The sequence below is a fragment of the Phenylobacterium sp. genome (assembly GCF_036563285.1).
In the GTDB taxonomy this organism is placed as follows: Bacteria; Pseudomonadota; Alphaproteobacteria; order Caulobacterales; family Caulobacteraceae; genus Phenylobacterium.
This window is the reverse complement of sequence record NZ_DATCMR010000010.1, coordinates 178,781-196,648: the sequence shown is the minus strand read 5'-3', so window position 1 is coordinate 196,648 and position 17,868 is coordinate 178,781. Positions and strand designations below refer to the sequence as shown.

The window sequence follows — 17,868 nt, the reverse complement described above, 5'->3', positions numbered from 1 at the left end:
GGATGGAAGCTATGAGCGACGCTGTCGGGCCCGGCGATCTGGTTCTGTGCGTGAACGCGGCGCCGAACCACGCCACAGGAAGGCCGGCCCCCCTTCAGGCCGGAGAGACCTACCGGGTCATCGGGGTCATGGAATTTGCCTGCCCGTGCGGCCGCTCGGACGCCTTGCTCGACATCGGTGTCGACTTCGCCTGGTGCCAGACCCGCTTTCGGCTCCTGCCAAAGCCGAAGGCGCAAGCCATGCAGCGCCGGACTTGGGCTCCGCGCGAGAAGGAAACGACCCGCTGACGCCCTACGCATAGCCACGTTCAGGGACGGCCCACGGACCCAGTCGCTCGAGCCGAGATCGCACCCTCGCATTGGTGGACCAGCCTCTCTAGCTGGCGCGCCGGGTCACAAGGACGGCGGCCAGCGCCGTCACCGCGAGGGGCAGGCCGACGGCCAGGGCTGTGATCGCAAGGGTCATCGGCTTCTCCAGTGTCGGGAACATAACTTATGATGCCTTGCGGATTGGCTAACGGTCCCGTTGCGACGACGGAGCGCCCCAAGGCTGCCCCCAACAGCAGCGAACCCCAGAGCTCTGGTCCTCCCGCCGCGAACTGAGCCCGCACCCTAGCCCGCGGGAGGTGGGAACAGGGTGCACGGCGCGCTGACACGGAACAGATCGGCCGATACCGGCCTGCCTAGCGCTTCTTCGCGCGCGCCTTGCCCTTGGCGGCCGGCTTGGCCGCCTTCGCCCTCGGCGGCGGCGGGAGTTCTTCCACCAGGAGCTCGGCGACTTCCCAGCTGGCGCCATCGGACGTGCGGCGGGCGCGCATGGTCCTGGTCGTCCCGTCAGAGAACCTGAACTCTCCCAGGCCTTCGGGCAGCGGCAGGTAGGGAGCGGTCTCAAGGCTCGTGACGCCGCCGATCCACTGGGCGCCGTCCTCGTACTGGATGATGCCGGCATTCTGGGGTCGGCAACGGCCGCCCTCTCCGGCGAAGCGCAGCACCCCGCCGGGTCGGCCGCCATCCGGCCTCTGGCGATAGGTCAGGAGCGTGGGGAGCGGCGTCGGGTCCACCAGCTTGTTGCACCGGGTGTTCAGGACGCCGGCTGGGGCCGCGCCCTGGGCATTGATCTCGACAGAGCGCGCCGGCGTCCAGCCGATCGCCAGCAGCGACTTCAGGCCCGCGAGCTTCTGGCGGTCGGCCTCGACGATCAGCCGCTTCTCCGCAGGCGCCGCAGCGACCTCGTGCGCGGGTCGCGCCACGGGGCGCCCGGGCGGCGGGATCCCTGCCGGCGCGCCGACCACGGTCGGGGCGGCGGCGACCGCCGGCGCAGCGGCCGGGATCGCCGGCGCGGCTGGGGCGTCCAGTCTCTGCAGCAGGAGGTTGGCGGTCCCGAAACCTCCCACCAGCTCGACACCCTCGCCGATGCTGTTCCCGGTCACGATGGTGTAGGCCCCTGCGGCCGGCAGGCGCACTTCCACATTCGCCCCGTTGCACCAGATCTGGATGCAAGGGTCCCCGCGCGCCGCCACCTTCCCGTTCGCCCACACCTCCACAAACGGCTGCGCCTGCCCCACCCCACCCTGGGTAGCCCGGACACGAATGCGCATCGGCTCGACGGCGTAGAAGACCAGCGCCTCGAACCTATAAGCGGCCTGGGTCCCGCAGTCGGTCCCGTCGATCATCACCTTCAGGGGCGTGTCCAGCTTGATCTCGGTGCGAGCCAGCGGGACCCCCTTGGCGTCCCAGCAGGTCCGGCCGGCCATCGCCTGCTGGTACTGGCGACCGAGCTCGGCGGCCTTCTTGCGCTCCCCGCTCTCGATCCAGCTGTCCAGCGCATCGCTCAACACCGGCGCCAGGGCGGTCACGGCCGCATCGCCCAGGGCCTGGTTGTCCCGCCGCGCCTGCTCGGCGGCAGCCTGCTGCGCGGCGTACTGCCGACGCTGCTCAGCCAGCCTCTGGTCGGCAAGGATCTGGTCCTGCTGGATGGCTCGGTTGGCGCGCTCCGCGGCGGTGGGCGGCGGGGGCGCGGCCGGGCGGGCGGGCGCCAGGCCCCGCGGAGCGACGGTCGCCTGAGGCCGAGCCTGCGCCGCCGCCTGCGCCGCGGCGGCCTGGGCCCGCTCGGCCCTCTGCCGCTCGGCCGCAGCCGCCTTCTCGCGCTCGGCTTTCCTCTGCGTCTCCGCCGCCTGCTGCTCCGCCCGGCGCTGTTCGCCCCGCAGGCTGCTCTCGAAGCTCATGCTTCGCAGCGGGTCGGCCGGGTCGGCGGTGAGGGTGAGGGAGTTCAGGAACGCGGCGATCTGCTGCGGCGTCGCGTTTGAGGGCAGGTAATCGCGCAGCACGCCCACCTTCTGGGTCTGGTTGTAGCAGCCCAGGCCCATGGGGCCCGCGGCGTTCCAGTCGGAGAACCGGCCGACCACCGTCCCGCCGCGGTGCACGGTGCCGCCGAACCGGATGGAGCCCGGCTGGGGCGCGGAGCCCGTGACGGCGTGCAGCGCACCGCCGAACCGGTACTGCGGACCCGGGCTCACCGAGCCCGGGACAAGGCTGTAGCTGACGGAAATCTCACCCGAGCAGGCGAGGAAGGCGTAAGTCACCCGCGCCGAGGCCGCGGTGTAGCCGTCCTGCGATGGCGGCGAGGCGAACACCACGGTGGCCGTGCGCTGCCCCGAGCTGTTCGCGAGCGCGACCGACGGAGCTGCGATCACCACCGCGCCCAGGGTGGCAAGAAGCGGCCGCAGGACCGCGCCGAGCGCACTGCGCTGCATCTGCTCTACTCCAACTCGGCCCCGCGAGCGGGACAACGATCTGGCCAGAAGTGCTAGTTCAGCCGACGGCTGGGGATCATCCCGCAAATGGGGGAAGCGGCCATCGGTCGCGTGCGCGCCGCGGGGCCTATGCGCGCCCATCATCCCGGCCGTCAGCGGCCATAACTGCTTATCGACAGGCGGTTGTGTATTCTGCAGTACGACGCCTTGGTCGGGTCTCCGACTAAAGACGTCCGCCTGACGATGATAAAGGCCTGCGCGGGGGGCTCAGGGCGCAGTGGCAAACACCTACGTCTTTAGGTTTGGAAGCAGCGCCGGCACGCGCTGGCAGCGCGAGTTCAACCTGTCTGGCGATCACGAGGCCAAGCTCGAAGGTAGTCTGTTGCTTGAAAACCAAGCCACCACGCAGGCCATCAACGGAACCGTTTCCGTCCTGCGGCTGGAGGGAGACGACCTGACCCTGGTTGGCTCATGGAGCTGGCGCGATGGCGCCGCCGAATGGAGCGACGGCGGCGCGGCGTCATAGGCCCCTAGGCCCGAGGAACGAACCTCAGCCATATCCATTGTTAAGCTAGGCGGCGCGCATTCCCCTGGACACTTACCCAGCCGCCAGCTGTGACAACGAGGCCAGCCCCCGGTTTTCCGTTCCTAGGACCGGGGGCTTTTCTGTTTCTTAGCTTCCCGACACCTACGTTCAGCTCGCGCTGCCCGAGAGCGGCGTTCGATGAAACGTACCTGCCCCCGGTCCCGTGCAGGATCGGGGGCTTTTCGTCGAGTATCCAGAGGCTCGAACTGGAAGCTTCACAAGAGATTCAGGGTCCAAGGCCACGATCCCGCGGCAATCCGGTACTGGCATTGTTGAGCTCAGGCGCCAGAATGGGTATGCGAGGGGACCTGCGATGAGCCAGCCGAACATCACCATGGACGACGCGCCGACGTCAGCGCAGCCCGTGACAGCCAGCGCTGCTCAGGGCTGGAAGCTGGTTGAAGAGGCGCCCGCTCATGAGCTGGCGGACGAGCCCAGCAAGGCCGGCCGCCAGATCGGCCTGGCAATCGCCCTCGGCGGTGCGGCCCTCTTCTGGGGCGCCGTCGCCGGCGCTGTCTTCCTCCTGCGCGCGAACTAGGGCTCAGCCCCACGACACTCCTCAGGTCGCCGTCAGCCGCGCTGAATCAGCGGCAATAGCCCGGCCACCAGGTGGTAGAGCGAGGTCGCCGGAGCCGGCTCGTCCACGAAGCTCCCATCGGCGCGCATCTTGTCCCGCCACAGGCCGCGGACCGGCGTGTCCAGGAACCTGGCCAGGCCCCTCGCCGCCATGAGGGCTTCCGCTTCCGTTCCGAACGTCAGCGCCGCCCTCAGGAACTCCGTCTGGGCCCAAAGCCGCGCGAGCGGCTCGCGGACCTGCCCTCCTGACCAGATGGCGCCCACGGCCACCTGCCGCTCGAGGTCCACGCCCATAAGCCCTCGGCTGTAGAGACGGCGCGCCGACTGGCGCGCGTCCTCGCGCCCCCTTGAGGCGCTCCATCGGTCCAGGAGCCACGCCCATTCGAACTGGTGGCCCGGCTCGACGAGGCCGCCGGCATGCTCATCCAGCGGTCGCCATTCTTCGTCGTAGAACTCGCGCAGGAAGCCCGAGCCGGCGTCAATGAAGCGGTTCAGCGCCAGCTCGGCAAGCTCGTCGGAAAGCGGTCGCCAGCTCTCGTCCCCGCGCGCCTCCCAGGCGAGCGCGGCCTCGAAAAGATGCATCAGGGCGTTGGCCTGGAAGGGCCTCGCGCCAAGCTCGCGGAAGGCCCCGGCCCCGTGGCGCATGGCGTTGAGCGCCTCCCGCAGCTGGACGGCCTCGGCGCGCCTGTCCAGCGCGGCCATCGCCAATAAGGAGAACGCCTGCTCGTAGAGCGCCGGCGTGGCGTCTACGGTCTGGCCCGCGTGGTCAGCCGAGAAGGCGAACAGCCCGTCCGGCCGCTGATAGTGGACCTGATGGAACCGCCACCCTTCGCCTGCGACCGCAGCGTACCCGTCGCCCACTCCTGCACCCGCGGCCGTGGCGAACACCCAGGTCTGGCGGCTCTGCACCCGCGAGCGTCGCACCGCACCGGAAGGATGCCCGTCCAGCGCCAGCGCCTCGTGGAAGCTGCCGCTCGCCTGATCCACCCCGGCCGTCGCCCATAGCGGCAGTGCGGCTTGCTGCAACCAGTCGCCGTACCAGGCGGCCGCTTCGGTCAGGTTCTGGAAAGGTGGAAGCATCGGGCCCCGGCGCAGTTGGCAGCCGGCGCATAGCCTATCGCGCCCTGCGTCGTCACGGGCCGTCGTCCGTCGAGGCGTCGCCCTTTGGGGCGTCAGTCGACGAAGGCTGGGTAGCAGCGCCAGATGTTCACGATGTGCTCGGCGCCCTTCTGCTCGTCGCGCACCCACGCCTTCTCGCCATCGAGGGCAACCACGCGGTAGGTCGGGCCCGTGTTGGCTCCGAGGTAGACCGTCTGTCCCGGTACGACCCCGCCCCCGGCGGCGGGCAGGCAGTCCAGCGGCTTGAGCAGACGAAGGGACATGGCTCGAACTCCGACCGGTGTGTCAAAAGCTACGCCATGGGAAACCGCGAACGGCAGAGCTGTTCCGCGCCCGCACGAATTGTGATCGCGACAGCTGCGCATCGCTTGCGCACGCGACTCCTCCCGGCGATGTTTACAGCGCCGAAGGACCCCGAAATCCGTCGGCGCCTCGGACCTGCCAAAGCCGCGATTCAAGCCGGCTCGAGGTCCGGCGGGGGAGGAATTTCGATGCTGCGCAAGTTGGGCGCGGCAGCCGCAGTCACGGCCGCGCTGTCGCTATCGCTTTCTCTGCCGGTCTCCGCCGCCGGAACCGGGGGTGGGCGAGGCCTGGGCGTCACCTCCACCTTGCGGAGCTACGATCCCGGAGCCTGGACCTACTGGGGCGGAGACGCGGGCCAGACGCGCTACGCCCCGCTCGACCAGATCAACCGCAAGACCGTGAACCGGCTGAAGGTCGCCTGGCGCTGGAGCGCCGACACGTCTGGGTCCCCCTCCTCCAACAACTACAAGTCGACGCCCCTGCTGGTGGACGGCGTCCTCTACATGCCGTGGGTCAACAACGGCATGGCGGCCATCGACGCCGGGACGGGCAAGACGCTGTGGACCTACGAGCCCCAACCGGTCGACATGGGCGCCGGCGGGGCGTCGCTGGCCCCGCGCTCGCTGGCCTACTGGACGGACGGGCGCGAGCGGCGGGTGATCCACAACTCGCTCGACGGGCGGCTGATCTCCGTGGACGCCAGGACCGGCAAGGCGGACCCGGCCTTCGGGGGCCGCGGCTGGATCGACCTGCGGAAGGGGCTGACCGAAGGCCGGGCCGTCACCGACGTCCGCTCGGTTTCGCCCGCTATCGTCGTGGGGGACGTGATCGTCGCCCAGGTGATCCCCGGCGGGGCCCGCAACAAGGAAGCCACGCCAGGCAACTTCCGGGGCTTCGACGTCCGCACCGGCAAGCTGCTTTGGACCTTCAACGTCGTGCCGCAGCCGGGGGAGTTCGGCAACGAGACCTGGGAGAACGGCAGCTGGGCCTGGGCGGGCAACTCCGGCGCCTGGACCATGATGAGCGCCGACCCGGAGACCGGCTACGTCTACTTCGCCACCGACACGCCTTCGAACGACTTCGGCGGCGTCGAGCGGCCCGGCGACAACCTGTTCGCCGAGAGCCTGCTGGTGCTGGATTCGAAGACCCGCAAGCGGGTCTGGCACTTCCAGACGGTGCACCACGGCATCTGGGACTACGACAACCCCGCCGCCCCCATCCTGCACGACATCGTCCGCAACGGCCGGCGCATCAAGGCGGTGACCCAGCTCACCAAGCAGGGGTTCATCTTCACCTTCGACCGGATCACCGGAAAGCCGATCTGGCCGATCGAGGAGCGCCCCGTCCCACAGGGCGGCGTCCCCGGCGAAAAGCTCTCGCCCACCCAACCTTTCCCGACCTGGCCCCTGCCGCTGCTGGCCCAGGGCTACTCCGAGGACCGGCTGATCGACTTCACCCCTGAGCTGCGGGCCCAGGCCGTGGAGCTGATGAAGCAGTACAACAAGGGGCCGATCTACACGCCGCTCGTGGAGGTGAAGCCCGGCCTGCGCGGCACCCTGATCAACCCGGGCTACGGCGGCGGCCCCAACTGGAACGGCGCCTCGGTCGATCCCACGACGAACATCATGTACGTGCCCATCCGCCACAAGCCGAACGCTGCGGGGCTGGCGAAGGGCGATCCCGCCCGGACCAACATGGCCTATGTGCAGTCGGGCAACCACGTGGTGATGGGTCCCCAAGGCCTGCCGCTCTTCAAGCCGCCGTGGTCGGAGGTGGTGGCGGTGGACATGGACACGGGCCGGCACCTCTGGCGCATCCCCCTGGGGACCGCCTCCGAGCAGATCCGCAAGCACAAGGCGCTGCAGGGCCTGAAGCTCGACTTCGACAGCATGGGCATGTTCGACGTGCGTCCCAGCCCGGTGCTGACCAAGGAGCTGTTCTTCCTCGGCGAGTCCGGCAACCTCACCGGCGGCACGGGCACCAACAAGTTCCGCGCCTATGACAAGCGCAACGGCAAGGTCCTGTTCGAGACCGCCCTGCCCGCCTACGTCACCGGCGCGCCCATGACCTACATGCACAAGGGCCGGCAGTACGTGGTCGTGGCCGTGTCCGGCACCGGAAAGCCCGCCGAGCTGGTGGCGCTCACCCTCGACGGCATGAGCGACAACGGCGCGCCGCCGCCCGGGGGCATCCAGCTCGCCGCCGCCCCGCCCGCCTCGACCCAGGCCGCCGCGAGGATCGAAGCCACGCCGCAGGAGCTGGCGCTCGGCAAGGCGCAGTACGACGGCAAGTGCGCGCTGTGCCATGGCGCGAATGGCGGCGAAGGGCCCGCCCCGTCGCTGCGCGGACGCACCGATCTGGCCAACATCACGCGCGTGGTGGCGCAGGGCCAGGGCGAGATGCCGGCCCTGGGCTCGGCCATGAGCGCCGGCGAGATCCAGGCCGTCGCCAAGTACGTCCTGAAGACCTGGCCCCCGGCCCAGCGCGCCGGCCGCGGCCCCCCTCCCCGCGAGGAGGAATAGGCGGCGCGCACGTCCGCGACGTGGCTGCCGAGGGACATCGGCACTTCCCGTGCTATCAGCCTTCGAACCACGATTCAGAGGACCTGAATGGCTATCCTGGTCACCGGCTCGGCCGGCTTCATCGGCTTCCACCTCGCCAAGCGGCTGCTCGACCGCGGCGACGAGGTCGTGGGCGTGGACAACCTCAACGCCTACTACGATGTGAGGCTCAAGGAGGCGCGTCTGGCCATCCTGGAGGCGACGCCTGGCTACCGGCACGCCCGCTTGGACCTTGCCGACCGCGAGGGCATGGCTGCGGTCTTCGCAGAGACGAAGCCGACCGAGGTGGTCAACCTCGCCGCCCAGGCCGGCGTCCGCTACAGCCTCGAGAACCCGCACGCTTATGCCGACGCCAACCTGACAGGCTTCCTGAACGTCCTGGAGGGTTGCCGCTCGGTGCAGCCGAAGCACCTGGTGTATGCCTCGACGAGCTCGGCCTATGGCGCGAACGGCAAGCTGCCCTTCGACGTGCACGATCACGCCGTGCACCCGATCACCCTCTATGCCGCGACGAAGATCGCTAACGAGGCCATGGCGCACGCCTACGCCCACCTTTTCGGAATCCCCTCGACGGGGTTCCGGTTCTTCACCGTCTACGGCCCGTGGGGTCGGCCGGACATGTCGCCCTTTCGCTTCATCGAGGCGATCCTCGAAGAGCGCCCCCTGCCCGTCTACGGCCAGGGCAAAATGCAGCGGGACTTCACCTACGTCGACGACATCGTCGATGGCCTGGTCGCGGCCGTCGACCGCCCGGCCGAGGTCAACCCGGCATGGGACCCGAAGGCGCCGGACCCCGCGACCAGCGGCGTCGCCGCCTGGCGGGTCCTGAACATCGGCGCCAGCCAGCCGGTTGACCTGATGCGGTACATCCAAGTGTTCGAGGAGAAGCTGGGCCGCAAGGCCAAGCTCGATCTGATGCCGATGCAGCCAGGCGACGTGACCAACACCAGCGCCGACGTCTCGGAAACCACCGCCGCGCTCGGCTACCGGCCCAAGACCTCCATCGAGGAGGGCGTCGGCCGCTTCGTGGACTGGTACCTGGACTTCTACGGGCGGCGGTAAGGGATTGCAGGCGCGCCTGAGGGTGCTAGGTGCGCAGCCAAGGTGAGACGCTAGCCGGAGCAGGCATGCACGAGAGTTCGACGTTCGAGCGGCTTCGCAGCGCGCTGGCCGACGGCTCCGCCACGGCGGGGGTGATCGGCCTGGGCTACGTCGGCCTGCCACTCGCCGTCTCCGCGGCGCGCGCCGGATATCGCACCGTGGGCTTCGACATTGATACGACCAAGCCGGAGCGTCTCAACGCCGGGGCCTCGTACATCGACGCGGTGACGGACGATGAACTTGGTGACGTGGTCACGGCCCAACGGTTCACGGCCACCAGCGACTTCGACCGCCTCGCCGAGTGCGACGTCATCGTCATCTGCGTGCCGACGCCGCTCACCCGGCACCGGGAGCCGGACCTCTCCTATATCGAAGAGACGGCCCGCCAGACCGCGGCGCGCCTGCGCCCCGGACAACTAGTGGTGCTGGAATCCACCACCTATCCCGGCACCACGCGGGAGGTGCTGACGCCCATCCTCGAGAGCAGCGGGCTACAGGCGGGCGCAGACTTCTTCGTGGGCTTCTCGCCGGAGCGCGAGGACCCCGGCAACGCCCGCTTCCGGACCGTGACCATCCCGAAGGTGGTGGCAGGCGACGGACCACAGGCGTCGGAGCTCGTGGCGAGCTTCTACGGCAAGGTCGTCGAGACCGTGGTGCCGGTCTCGACCCCCGACGTGGCGGAGGCCGTGAAGATCACGGAGAACGTCTTCCGGGCGGTCAATATCGCCCTGGTCAACGAGCTGAAGCTCATCTACGGCGCCATGGGCATTGACGTCTGGGAGGTGATCGAGGCCGCCAAGACCAAGCCCTTCGGCTACATGCCCTTCTATCCGGGGCCGGGGCTGGGCGGCCACTGCATCCCGATCGACCCCTTCTATCTCACCTGGAAGGCTCGCGAGTTTGACCTGGGGGCCCGGTTCATTGAGCTCGCCGGCGAAATCAACACCGCCATGCCGAACCACGTGGTCGAGGTGCTCGACCGCGCCCTGGACCAGAGGTTCCAGAAGGCGCTCAGCGCCTCGAAGGTCCTGGTGATCGGCCTCGCCTACAAGCCTGACGTCGCCGACGTGCGCGAAAGCCCCTCGTTCAAGCTGATGGAGCTTCTCGAGGCCCGCGGGGCGGAGGTCAGCTTCCATGATCCGCACGTGCCCGAGGTGCCGCCTACCCGCGAGCACGCCGAGTACAACGGCCGCCGCTCCGCTGAATTAACGCCGGAGACGCTCGCAGCGGTGGACGCGGTGCTCATCTCAACGGACCATGCGGCGGTCGACTATGCCTTGGTCAGCGCTCACGCCAAGCTCGTCGTCGACAGCCGCAACGCCATGGCGCGCCGCGGCCTGTTCCGCGCCAACGTGGTCAAGGCTTAGGCATGGCTCCCAGGATCCACCCGGTGATCCTGTCGGGCGGGGCAGGCTCGCGGTTGTGGCCGCTGTCGCGGGAAAGCTACCCCAAGCAGCTCCTGCCGCTAACCGGAGACCACAGCCTGCTGCAGGAAACGGCTCTGCGCGCGGCGGACCCCGAGCGGTTCCACCCCCTGATCGTGATCGCGAATGCCGAGCACCGCTTCGTCATCGCCGAGCAGCTGCGCGAGATCGGGGCCCGCGATCCCCGGATCGTACTCGAGCCGACGGCGCGGAACACCGCCGCCGCGGTGGCGGTCGCCGCGCTGGTGGCGAGTGCGCAGGAAGCCGAGGCCCTGATCCTGGTCATGCCGGCGGACCACGCGATCCCGGACACTCAGGCTTTCCTGGCGGCCATCGAAGGCGGTCTCCCCGCGGCCCTGCAGGGGCAGTTGGTGCTGTTCGGCATCCGCCCGGACTCGCCCGCGACGGGCTATGGCTACATCCGCGCAGGCGCCCCGCTCGCCGGCCGCGCGCACCGCGTCGACGCTTTCGTGGAGAAGCCTGACCTCGCCACGGCGGAGGCCTACCTCGACAGCGGCGACTACTCCTGGAACAGCGGCATCTTCCTGCTGCCGGCCGCCACCCTGCTGGCGGAGCTCCATGCGCATGAGCCCGCCGTGCTCTCCGCCGCCCGGATCGCTCTGGACGCGGCGAGCCAGGACCTGGACTTCTGCCGGCTGGACGCGGCGGGCTTCGCGGCGAGCCCCTCGATCTCGATCGACTATGCGGTGATGGAGCGCACCGCCCGCGCCGCCGTGGTGCCGTCGGACTTCCTGTGGAGCGACGTCGGCGCCTGGGGCGCCCTGTGGGGTCTGGCCGAGCGCGACCCCAGCGGGAACGTCGCCATCGGCGACGTGGTGGCCGAGCGAACCGCGGGTTCGTATCTGCGCAGCGAAGGCCCGCTGGTCGCAGTCGTGGGGGTCGAGGATCTCATCGTCGTGGCCACGCCAGATGCGGTGCTGGTGGCCGGCCGCCACGCCGACCAGGAGGTGAAGGCCCTCGTGGATCGCCTGAAGGCCACCAACCACACCACGGCCGTGCAGACCCGCCGGGTCTATCGCCCCTGGGGCTGGTACGAAGCCCTGCACGTGGGCGAGCGCTTCCAGGTGAAGCGGATCACGGTGAACCCGGGGGGCAAGCTGAGCCTGCAGCAGCACGCGCAGCGGGCCGAGCATTGGGTGGTCGTGAATGGGACCGCAGAGGTGGAGCTGGACGGGGAGCGGCGCCGGCTGGGCGAGAACGAGTCAATCTATGTGCCGCTCGGCGCGAAGCACCGGCTGTCGAACCCCAGCGAGGTCCCGCTCAACCTGATCGAGGTGCAGTCCGGCGCCTACCTCGGCGAGGACGACATCGTCCGCTTCGAGGACGCCTACGCCCGGACCTAGAACAGCCGCTCGACGATCCGGATGGTGTCGCCCGGCGCCACCGGCGTCGTGTCGGTCAGCTGAATGGCCTCTTCCTTGGGCGCATCAGCGCGCTTGATGAAGACCCGCTTCTCGTTGGCGCGGTAGGTGAAGCCGCCGGCGGTGGCGACCGCGTTCTTGACGGTCAGGCCGTTCGTGTAGGGATAGGTCCCCGGCTCCTTCACCTCGCCCAGGATGTAGAAGGGGCGGTAGTTGAGCACCTCGACGCTGACCTTGGGGTCCCGTAGGTAGCCGTCCTTCAGCGCCATTTCGACACGCTGCTGGAACTGGCGGGCCGTCTGACCGGCCGCGTCGATCTCACCGACCAGCGGCAGGGAGACCTTGCCGGTGCCGCTCACCAGGAACTCGCCCGTCAGCGCTTCTTCGCCAAAGGTGGTGACCTTGATCTTGTCGCCGGAGCCCAGGCGGTACTCGGCGACGGTCTGTGACGCATCGGCGGACTGCGCGTAGGCGGCGCCGCCGGACAGCGCCACAACGCCGCTCGCAGCGGCAATGACCATCAGGCCAACAAGCCGTTTCATCTCAACAAAACTCCGAACGCGCCCCAGCCGGGGCTTCTACCGCAGATGAGGTCGCCGAGAAATAGCCCCTGGCAGGTTTCGGGACTGCGACGCGTCGTCCCGGCAAGAACGAGGCCACAGGCAAGGTGAACAGCACGTGAATTGGCCCGCCAAGCGTTTACAGTCGATTAGTAGTAAATTACGCGATAACCAGTACTGTTACCCGCATAAGAACTATGTCTCTCAAGCATGATTTAAAGACGCGCGCCGTACAACACGCTCAACAAATACAAAGTTGGGTGTGGTGTGGTGTCTTCTATAAAGTCCCTTACTCATGGGGTACTTTCGCTTGGCCTTGCCCTCTCTTCGGCAGCCTGCGCGAGTATGCCCGAGGCCTCGACGCACATGACTGTGGGCGCGCCTGCCGTGGCCCCGCGAGGCTATGTGCAGTTCTGCGAACGCCAGCCGGGCGACTGCGGCGCGTCGCACGCGGAGCTCGAGCAGATGAAGCTCGCCTCCACGGGCTCGTCGACCGCCGTGGCCGCAATCGCCTTCGATTGGACGCGCGCCTTCGCCGAAGCCAAGGCGCAAAGGGCCGCGCAGCCCGCGCGGGCCGCCACGCCCGGGCTCGCCAGCTATGATTGGAGCCGGGCCTTCCCGACGCCGGGGCTGCAGCGGATCTCCGACGCACGGCCGCGCACGACGACCATCTCGCCTCCCACCCGCGATGCGCGCGAGGCCGGCGGGGCGCCGGTGGCGCTGAGCGCTGCGACCTGGAGCCTGCTCACCAAGACCAACGATGCGGTCAACCGCGCGATCGCCGAGCGCTCCGATCAGGAGATCTATGGCGTGTCCGAGTTGTGGGCCACGCCGCTGGAAGCGGGCCTGAACGCCGGCGACTGTGAAGACTACGTCCTGGAGAAGCGCCGCGCGCTGCTGCAGGGGGGCGTCCCGGCCTCGGCTCTGTCGATCGCCGTGGTGGGCACCAGCCGGGGCCTGACCCACGCGGTGCTGCTGGTCGCCACCGACAAGGGCGACTACGTGCTCGACAACCTGAGCGCCTGGGTCCTCCCCTGGCAGAAGACGCCCTATCAATGGCGCGAACGCCAGGTCGACGGATCGCCCTCGCAGTGGGCGTTCGCCAGCGGCGCCGCTGCGCCGCAACCGGCCGCTACCGACGGGCTCTTGCTCGCGAGCCTGCGCTAGGCTCTCCTCCCCCCTCTCGGGGTGGAGATTCCACGGTGATGATCAAACGGACCGACCCGTCCGACGACGGTCCGCGCGTGAGCTGGCGCCAGGACGACGGCTGGCTGGCCATAGCCAGCGTGGCGCTTATCTTCGCCGGCTTCGCCCTGTACGGCGCCATGCGGCCCCAGACCGCGCTCATCTTCACATTGCTGTGGGCGTTGCTGGCGGGAGTGTGCCTGGTGCGGCCAAGGCTTCGCGATGCTGCCCTGCGGCCGGCCGGTCTCGGAGGGCCCGCGCTCCTGTTCGCGGTGGTCGTGGGCGCGGCCCTGTGGTCGCTCACGCCCTGGGTTCCGGGAGGACCGCATCCCTCCTGGGCCTATCTGGAGATCTCCCCGGGCGCCGGTACGATCAACAAGTCTGCGACGCTCATCGAAATCCTGAAGCTTGTAGGCCTAGGCTGCGTCTTTCTCGTTGGCTTGGCCGCAGGCGCCTCGGACAACCGCGCCAGGCTCGCGCTGAACATGATCCTCGGGGTTGGCGCGCCCTACGCCCTTTGGGCCTTTTTCGCATTCGTGGTCGGCCGCGGCCCTGGTGAGAGCCGCCTTGAGGCGAGCTTCCTCAGCGCGAACACCGCCGGCACGATTTTCGCCGCCCTGTTCGTGCTCAGCGCTGGGCCCATCGTCCGGACGCTGCGCAGCGAGGACCGGGGCCGCCTAACCGGCGCCGCCCCGTACGGGATCGCCGCGCTCTTGTTCCTCGGCTGCCTGTTCATGACCGCCTCCCGCGGCGGCTTCGTCGCGGCGCTCTGCGGGCTGGCGGTGTTCGCCGTCCTGCAGGTCATGGCGGGACGCGCCCGCTGGTCACGCGCCTTGGCAGGCTCCGCGGCAGCCGCCCTGCTCATCCTGGCGTTCCTGGCGTTCGGCGGCGACTACCTGATCACCCGCCTGCTCGGGGCCAGCCGCAATGTGGCGGAGCGGGCGGACATTGCGCGGATCCACTGGGCCGCCGTCCAGGACGCGCCCCTGCTTGGATACGGGCTGGGCACCTTCGACGACTTGAACCGGATGCTGCTGAGCGCCGGCAACTTCGACCACCTGTGGAACATCCGGGCGGCGCACAACATCTACCTGAGCTGGCTCGAGCAAGCCGGGATGGTGGGCGGCCTCTCCATGTTCGCCTGCATCGGCCTGCTGCTCTGGAATACGGTGCGGGCGACGGTGCAGCGCACCCGCACGACCAACCTCCTGTTTGCGCTGGTCGGGGTCGACGTTGTCTTCCTCGCGCACGGCGTGACGGATTTTGCACTGGAGATGTTCTCGGTGGCGGCCTTCTGGAGCTTCCTCCTTGGCCTGCAGTTCAGCCTTGCCCAGGGGAGGTCGCGCCGATGAGCGCAGCGAAAGGCTCCTGGCGACTTCCGGCCGCGGCCGCCATGGTGATCGGCGCAGCGGCGCTCTCCGGCGCAGCGCTCGCGGCCCTGTCCGGTTGGCCCGCCCCTCCCTTCAGCGGCCCCGCCCTCGGGTTCTCGGAGCCCCACGACAGACGCGCCTTCGATCTGCTCAGCGGCGATCAGACCCCTGCCGCCCTGGCCGGGGCGGAAGCCGAGGCGAAGCGTGCTCTGGCGCTGAGCCCTTACAACAACGCTGCCCGGCTTCGACTGATGTACATTGACGCCCAACGGCGGGGTTCGCTCGGGCCGGCGGGTCTGCAGCACCTCGCCCGCTCCTACGACCTGGTTCCACTCGACTACTCGGTGGCGGCCTGGCGTGTCGGGTACGCCCTGGAGCATTGGTCGCAGCTTACGCCTGAGGTGCGCGCCGCGGTTCAGAACGAAGCGCTGGCATTCGGACGCACAGACAGCCGCGACGCCAACGTGCGGGCGGTACTAGGGAGAATTCGCAACCCTGAGGGGAGAATTGCGGCTGCCCTTTGGCTCCGAACCCTGACGCCTTAACCATCAGGTGTGCAGTTGTGCGACACCTCCGACATAAAAAGTCAGTGAACGACGTGTTAAAGCGGATTCGACTTGAGCTGAGCCATAGCTTATGTGTTCAGGAACGTATGCGAACCAGTTCGCGGTGATGGGGCTTCGAGATGAACCTTAAGTCGACGACTTTCAGTGTGGCCGCCAAGGCGATCGCCGCGACGGCCGCCGTGGCCGGCGTGGCCGCGGGCGGGGTGGCTCTAGCGCAGCTCACGCCTCAGGCGCAGGCCTCGGCCCAGTCGCTGGCTCAGAACATCGCCTCGGCGGTGCAGCAGGCGGTCTCCTCGAACCAGGGCGCCTCGGCCCAGGCCGTGCAGGCCGCGGTCGAAGCCGCTATCGCCAACACCATCGCTGCCTCGGGCGCCGACCCCGTGCTCGCCAACGCGGCCCTCGCCAGCGCAGTGACCACCCTGGCCTCGCAAGGCCTGACAGCCGTCCCGGCCGTCGCCGCCGCGGTCCAGTCGCAGCAGGCGACCGTCCTAGCCGCCGCCGTGTCGCAAGCGGTCCAGACCGCGGTCGCGGCCAACCAGGGCGCTTCCGCCGAAGCGGTTTCGGCCGCCGTCGAGGCTGCCGTGGCCACCCAGGTCACCACCGCGGGCGCGCCGCCGGCCGTGGTCCAGTCTGCGCTGACCCAGGCGTCCACCACGCTTGCCAGCCAAGGCGTGACCAACGTCCCGGGCGTGAGCACTGCCCTGAGCGCGGTGCAGGCTGTCGTGCAGCAGCAGGCGCAGAACACCACGACGAACTCGAACCCGAACACCAATCAGCCGCAGCCCACCGAGACGGCCGCCACGGATAACACCGCGCCGCCGCCGGTCGCGCCGCCGGCTCCGCCTGTCTACGTCGGCTAAGGTGTGACCGCGGTCACATAGCCGACCGCACGTCCAAGTAAGGTGAGGCCGAACCGACAAGGGGTGGGTTCGGCCATCGCCGTTAAGTATATCTGGGGGTACTGAACAGTGTTGACCTACAAGCGCTTGCTCGCCGCGAGCTCGGCCATCGTCCTGGGCGCCGGCTCCGGCTTCGCCACCTCGGTCCTCGCGCAGGTCCCCAACTCCTCTGGCACCACGCAGAGCACCACGCCTTCGGGCGCGGCGCGCGCCGGCGACACGACTGGCGGCATGAACATCACCAGCCGCGCGGAGAGCAACTTCGCCCGCGACCGCAACATTACGGTCATGCAGCGTCCCCGCGAAGGCTACGAAGCGCGCGGTGTGCGCGCCGGCACGTTCCTGGTGTTCCCGAAGATCGCCCTCACCGCCGAGCACAACGACAATATCTACGCGCGGGATGACAACGAGATCGACGACAACATCATCCGCATCGCGCCGGAGGTGACGTTCAACTCCGACTGGAACCGTCACCAGGTGTTCGGCTACGCCCGCGCCATCGTGAACCAGTTCCAGGACAACGAGGACGAGAACACCACCGACTGGCTGGTCGGCGTCGCGGGTCGCCTGGACGTGTCGCGCGACACCCGGGTCAACGGCCGGTTCGACTGGTCTCACCTGACCGAGCCGCGCACCGCCCCTGGCGCTCCCCAGAGCGCCCTCGAGCCTGTGCAGTATGACCTGCGCGCCGTCGCTTTGGGCTTCCAGCATGAGTTCAACCGGCTCATGGTTGCCGGCCGCTTCGACGCCCGTACCTTTGAGTACGATAACCCCCCGCGGCAGGGCGGCGGCACCGTAGACCAATCGTTCCGGGATCGCACCGTCACGACGCTGGGCGGTCGTGCCGATTACGCCGTCAGCCCCGCCACGGCGTTCTTCGTCGATTTGTCGACCAACAAGCACGAGTATGACCGGGGCGCGTCGGCCACGAACATCAATCGCGATTCCGACGGCTACCAAGCCCTCGTCGGGGTCAACTTCGAACTCGGCGCCGTGACCCGCGGCGAGATCGGCGTGGGATACCTCAGCCAGTCCTTCGACGATCCGAGCCATGGCGACATCGACGGATTCGGCGCTCGGGCCCAACTGGAGTGGTTCCCGACGCAGCTCACCACCGTGACGCTGACGGGCACCCGGACCATTGAAGACAGCCCGGTTCCGGGCGCGGCGGGCTACCTGTCGACGAACCTGGGCGCACGAGTGGATCACGAGCTGCTGCGCAACGTGATCCTCTCCGGCTACGCTGGCTGGGGAAACGACGACTATGAGAACATCGGTCGTGAAGACCGCCGCAACACGCTCGGCGTCAGCGCGACCTACCTGCTGAACCGCAACGTGGGCCTGACGGTCAGCTTCGACCGGTCCAAGCAGGACACGCGCCGCGGTGCGGGCAACGACTTCGAGCAGAACCGCGTCGGCGCGACCCTTACAGCCCAGTTTTGACATATCGTCGCTACCCGCACCTCGCGGGTGGTGTCGATCTT

The 17,868-nt window shown here is 68.8% G+C and carries 16 protein-coding genes; 12 read left to right on the top strand and 4 right to left on the bottom strand.

Annotated features, from left to right (window positions below; all coding sequences use genetic code 11):
- The first annotated feature begins 11 nt into the window (after nucleotides 1-11).
- Nucleotides 12-287, top strand: a complete 276-nt coding sequence (locus VIL76_RS10575; protein WP_332044988.1) for a hypothetical protein — start codon at nucleotides 12-14, stop codon at nucleotides 285-287.
- 395 nt (nucleotides 288-682) lie between these two features.
- Here VIL76_RS10575 and VIL76_RS10570 read toward each other — a convergent pair whose 3' ends face one another.
- The gene (locus tag VIL76_RS10570) at nucleotides 683-2,752 is read right to left on the bottom strand and encodes a hypothetical protein (protein WP_332044987.1); all 2,070 of its coding nucleotides are present in this window, start codon (nucleotides 2,750-2,752) and stop codon (nucleotides 683-685) included.
- 277 nt (nucleotides 2,753-3,029) lie between these two features.
- Here VIL76_RS10570 and VIL76_RS10565 point away from each other — a divergent pair, with 277 nt between their 5' ends.
- Nucleotides 3,030-3,278, top strand: a complete 249-nt coding sequence (locus VIL76_RS10565; RefSeq protein ID WP_332044986.1) for a hypothetical protein — start codon at nucleotides 3,030-3,032, stop codon at nucleotides 3,276-3,278.
- A gap of 373 nt (nucleotides 3,279-3,651) precedes the next feature.
- Nucleotides 3,652-3,876 (top strand): hypothetical protein, encoded by a 225-nt coding sequence (locus tag VIL76_RS10560; protein WP_332044985.1) that lies wholly within the window; start codon nucleotides 3,652-3,654, stop codon nucleotides 3,874-3,876.
- Between the two features lie 32 nt (nucleotides 3,877-3,908).
- Here the strand turns inward: VIL76_RS10560 and VIL76_RS10555 are convergent, their stop codons facing one another.
- Entirely contained in the window at nucleotides 3,909-4,994 is a 1,086-nt protein-coding gene (locus VIL76_RS10555) for an AGE family epimerase/isomerase (protein WP_332044984.1), read from the bottom strand.
- 92 nt (nucleotides 4,995-5,086) lie between these two features.
- On the bottom strand, nucleotides 5,087-5,296 hold the full coding sequence (locus tag VIL76_RS10550) for a hypothetical protein (RefSeq protein ID WP_332044983.1): 210 nt from the start codon (nucleotides 5,294-5,296) through the stop codon (nucleotides 5,087-5,089).
- Between the two features lie 228 nt (nucleotides 5,297-5,524).
- On the opposite strand from VIL76_RS10550, the gene VIL76_RS10545 reads away from it, so the two are divergent.
- The 4 genes from VIL76_RS10545 to VIL76_RS10530 all read left to right on the top strand — a co-directional run bounded on the left by VIL76_RS10545 (nucleotide 5,525) and on the right by VIL76_RS10530 (nucleotide 11,786).
- Nucleotides 5,525-7,858 carry a PQQ-binding-like beta-propeller repeat protein gene (locus VIL76_RS10545; protein ID WP_332044982.1) on the top strand — a complete coding sequence of 778 codons (2,334 nt, stop codon included), beginning with the start codon at nucleotides 5,525-5,527 and terminating at the stop codon, nucleotides 7,856-7,858.
- A gap of 87 nt (nucleotides 7,859-7,945) precedes the next feature.
- Complete coding sequence (locus VIL76_RS10540; protein ID WP_332044981.1) at nucleotides 7,946-8,959, top strand: NAD-dependent epimerase; 1,014 nt, start codon at nucleotides 7,946-7,948, stop codon at nucleotides 8,957-8,959.
- 65 nt (nucleotides 8,960-9,024) lie between these two features.
- Entirely contained in the window at nucleotides 9,025-10,365 is a 1,341-nt protein-coding gene (locus VIL76_RS10535) for a nucleotide sugar dehydrogenase (RefSeq protein WP_332044980.1), read from the top strand.
- 2 nt (nucleotides 10,366-10,367) lie between these two features.
- On the top strand, nucleotides 10,368-11,786 hold the full coding sequence (locus tag VIL76_RS10530) for a mannose-1-phosphate guanylyltransferase/mannose-6-phosphate isomerase (protein WP_332044979.1): 1,419 nt from the start codon (nucleotides 10,368-10,370) through the stop codon (nucleotides 11,784-11,786).
- On the opposite strand, the gene VIL76_RS10525 is transcribed toward VIL76_RS10530, so the two are convergent.
- Nucleotides 11,783-12,346 carry a polysaccharide biosynthesis/export family protein gene (locus tag VIL76_RS10525; protein ID WP_332044978.1) on the bottom strand — a complete coding sequence of 188 codons (564 nt, stop codon included), beginning with the start codon at nucleotides 12,344-12,346 and terminating at the stop codon, nucleotides 11,783-11,785. The genes VIL76_RS10530 and VIL76_RS10525 overlap by 4 nt on opposite strands.
- 363 nt (nucleotides 12,347-12,709) lie before the next feature.
- On the opposite strand from VIL76_RS10525, the gene VIL76_RS10520 reads away from it, so the two are divergent.
- The 5 genes from VIL76_RS10520 to VIL76_RS10500 all read left to right on the top strand — a co-directional run bounded on the left by VIL76_RS10520 (nucleotide 12,710) and on the right by VIL76_RS10500 (nucleotide 17,827).
- Entirely contained in the window at nucleotides 12,710-13,531 is an 822-nt protein-coding gene (locus VIL76_RS10520) for a transglutaminase-like cysteine peptidase (RefSeq protein WP_332044977.1), read from the top strand.
- A 38-nt stretch (nucleotides 13,532-13,569) separates the two neighbouring features.
- The gene (locus tag VIL76_RS10515; RefSeq protein ID WP_332044976.1) at nucleotides 13,570-14,901 is read left to right on the top strand and encodes an O-antigen ligase family protein; all 1,332 of its coding nucleotides are present in this window, start codon (nucleotides 13,570-13,572) and stop codon (nucleotides 14,899-14,901) included.
- Nucleotides 14,898-15,464, top strand: a complete 567-nt coding sequence (locus VIL76_RS10510) for a hypothetical protein (protein WP_332044975.1) — start codon at nucleotides 14,898-14,900, stop codon at nucleotides 15,462-15,464. The genes VIL76_RS10515 and VIL76_RS10510 overlap by 4 nt, the downstream gene beginning before the upstream one ends.
- Before the next feature lie 140 nt (nucleotides 15,465-15,604).
- Complete coding sequence (locus VIL76_RS10505) at nucleotides 15,605-16,345, top strand: hypothetical protein (RefSeq protein ID WP_332044974.1); 741 nt, start codon at nucleotides 15,605-15,607, stop codon at nucleotides 16,343-16,345.
- Nucleotides 16,346-16,453: 108 nt separating this feature from the next.
- A complete protein-coding gene (locus VIL76_RS10500; RefSeq protein WP_332044973.1) occupies nucleotides 16,454-17,827 on the top strand; it encodes an outer membrane beta-barrel protein in 1,374 nt (457 codons plus the stop codon).
- The last annotated feature ends 41 nt before the right edge of the window (nucleotides 17,828-17,868 follow it).

Bases quoted from the DNA above. Each gene is read 5' to 3' on its own strand.
- VIL76_RS10575 (WP_332044988.1), top strand. From the start codon at position 12: ATGAGCGACGCTGTCGGGCCCGGCGATCTGGTTCTGTGCGTGAACGCG.
- VIL76_RS10570 (WP_332044987.1), bottom strand. From the start codon at position 2,752: ATGCAGCGCAGTGCGCTCGGCGCGGTCCTGCGGCCGCTTCTTGCCACC.
- VIL76_RS10560 (WP_332044985.1), top strand. From the start codon at position 3,652: ATGAGCCAGCCGAACATCACCATGGACGACGCGCCGACGTCAGCGCAG.
- VIL76_RS10555 (WP_332044984.1), bottom strand. From the start codon at position 4,994: ATGCTTCCACCTTTCCAGAACCTGACCGAAGCGGCCGCCTGGTACGGC.
- VIL76_RS10550 (WP_332044983.1), bottom strand. From the start codon at position 5,296: ATGTCCCTTCGTCTGCTCAAGCCGCTGGACTGCCTGCCCGCCGCCGGG.
- VIL76_RS10545 (WP_332044982.1), top strand. From the start codon at position 5,525: ATGCTGCGCAAGTTGGGCGCGGCAGCCGCAGTCACGGCCGCGCTGTCG.
- VIL76_RS10540 (WP_332044981.1), top strand. From the start codon at position 7,946: ATGGCTATCCTGGTCACCGGCTCGGCCGGCTTCATCGGCTTCCACCTC.
- VIL76_RS10535 (WP_332044980.1), top strand. From the start codon at position 9,025: ATGCACGAGAGTTCGACGTTCGAGCGGCTTCGCAGCGCGCTGGCCGAC.
- VIL76_RS10530 (WP_332044979.1), top strand. From the start codon at position 10,368: ATGGCTCCCAGGATCCACCCGGTGATCCTGTCGGGCGGGGCAGGCTCG.
- VIL76_RS10525 (WP_332044978.1), bottom strand. From the start codon at position 12,346: ATGAAACGGCTTGTTGGCCTGATGGTCATTGCCGCTGCGAGCGGCGTT.
- VIL76_RS10520 (WP_332044977.1), top strand. From the start codon at position 12,710: ATGCCCGAGGCCTCGACGCACATGACTGTGGGCGCGCCTGCCGTGGCC.
- VIL76_RS10515 (WP_332044976.1), top strand. From the start codon at position 13,570: ATGATCAAACGGACCGACCCGTCCGACGACGGTCCGCGCGTGAGCTGG.
- VIL76_RS10510 (WP_332044975.1), top strand. From the start codon at position 14,898: ATGAGCGCAGCGAAAGGCTCCTGGCGACTTCCGGCCGCGGCCGCCATG.
- VIL76_RS10505 (WP_332044974.1), top strand. From the start codon at position 15,605: ATGAACCTTAAGTCGACGACTTTCAGTGTGGCCGCCAAGGCGATCGCC.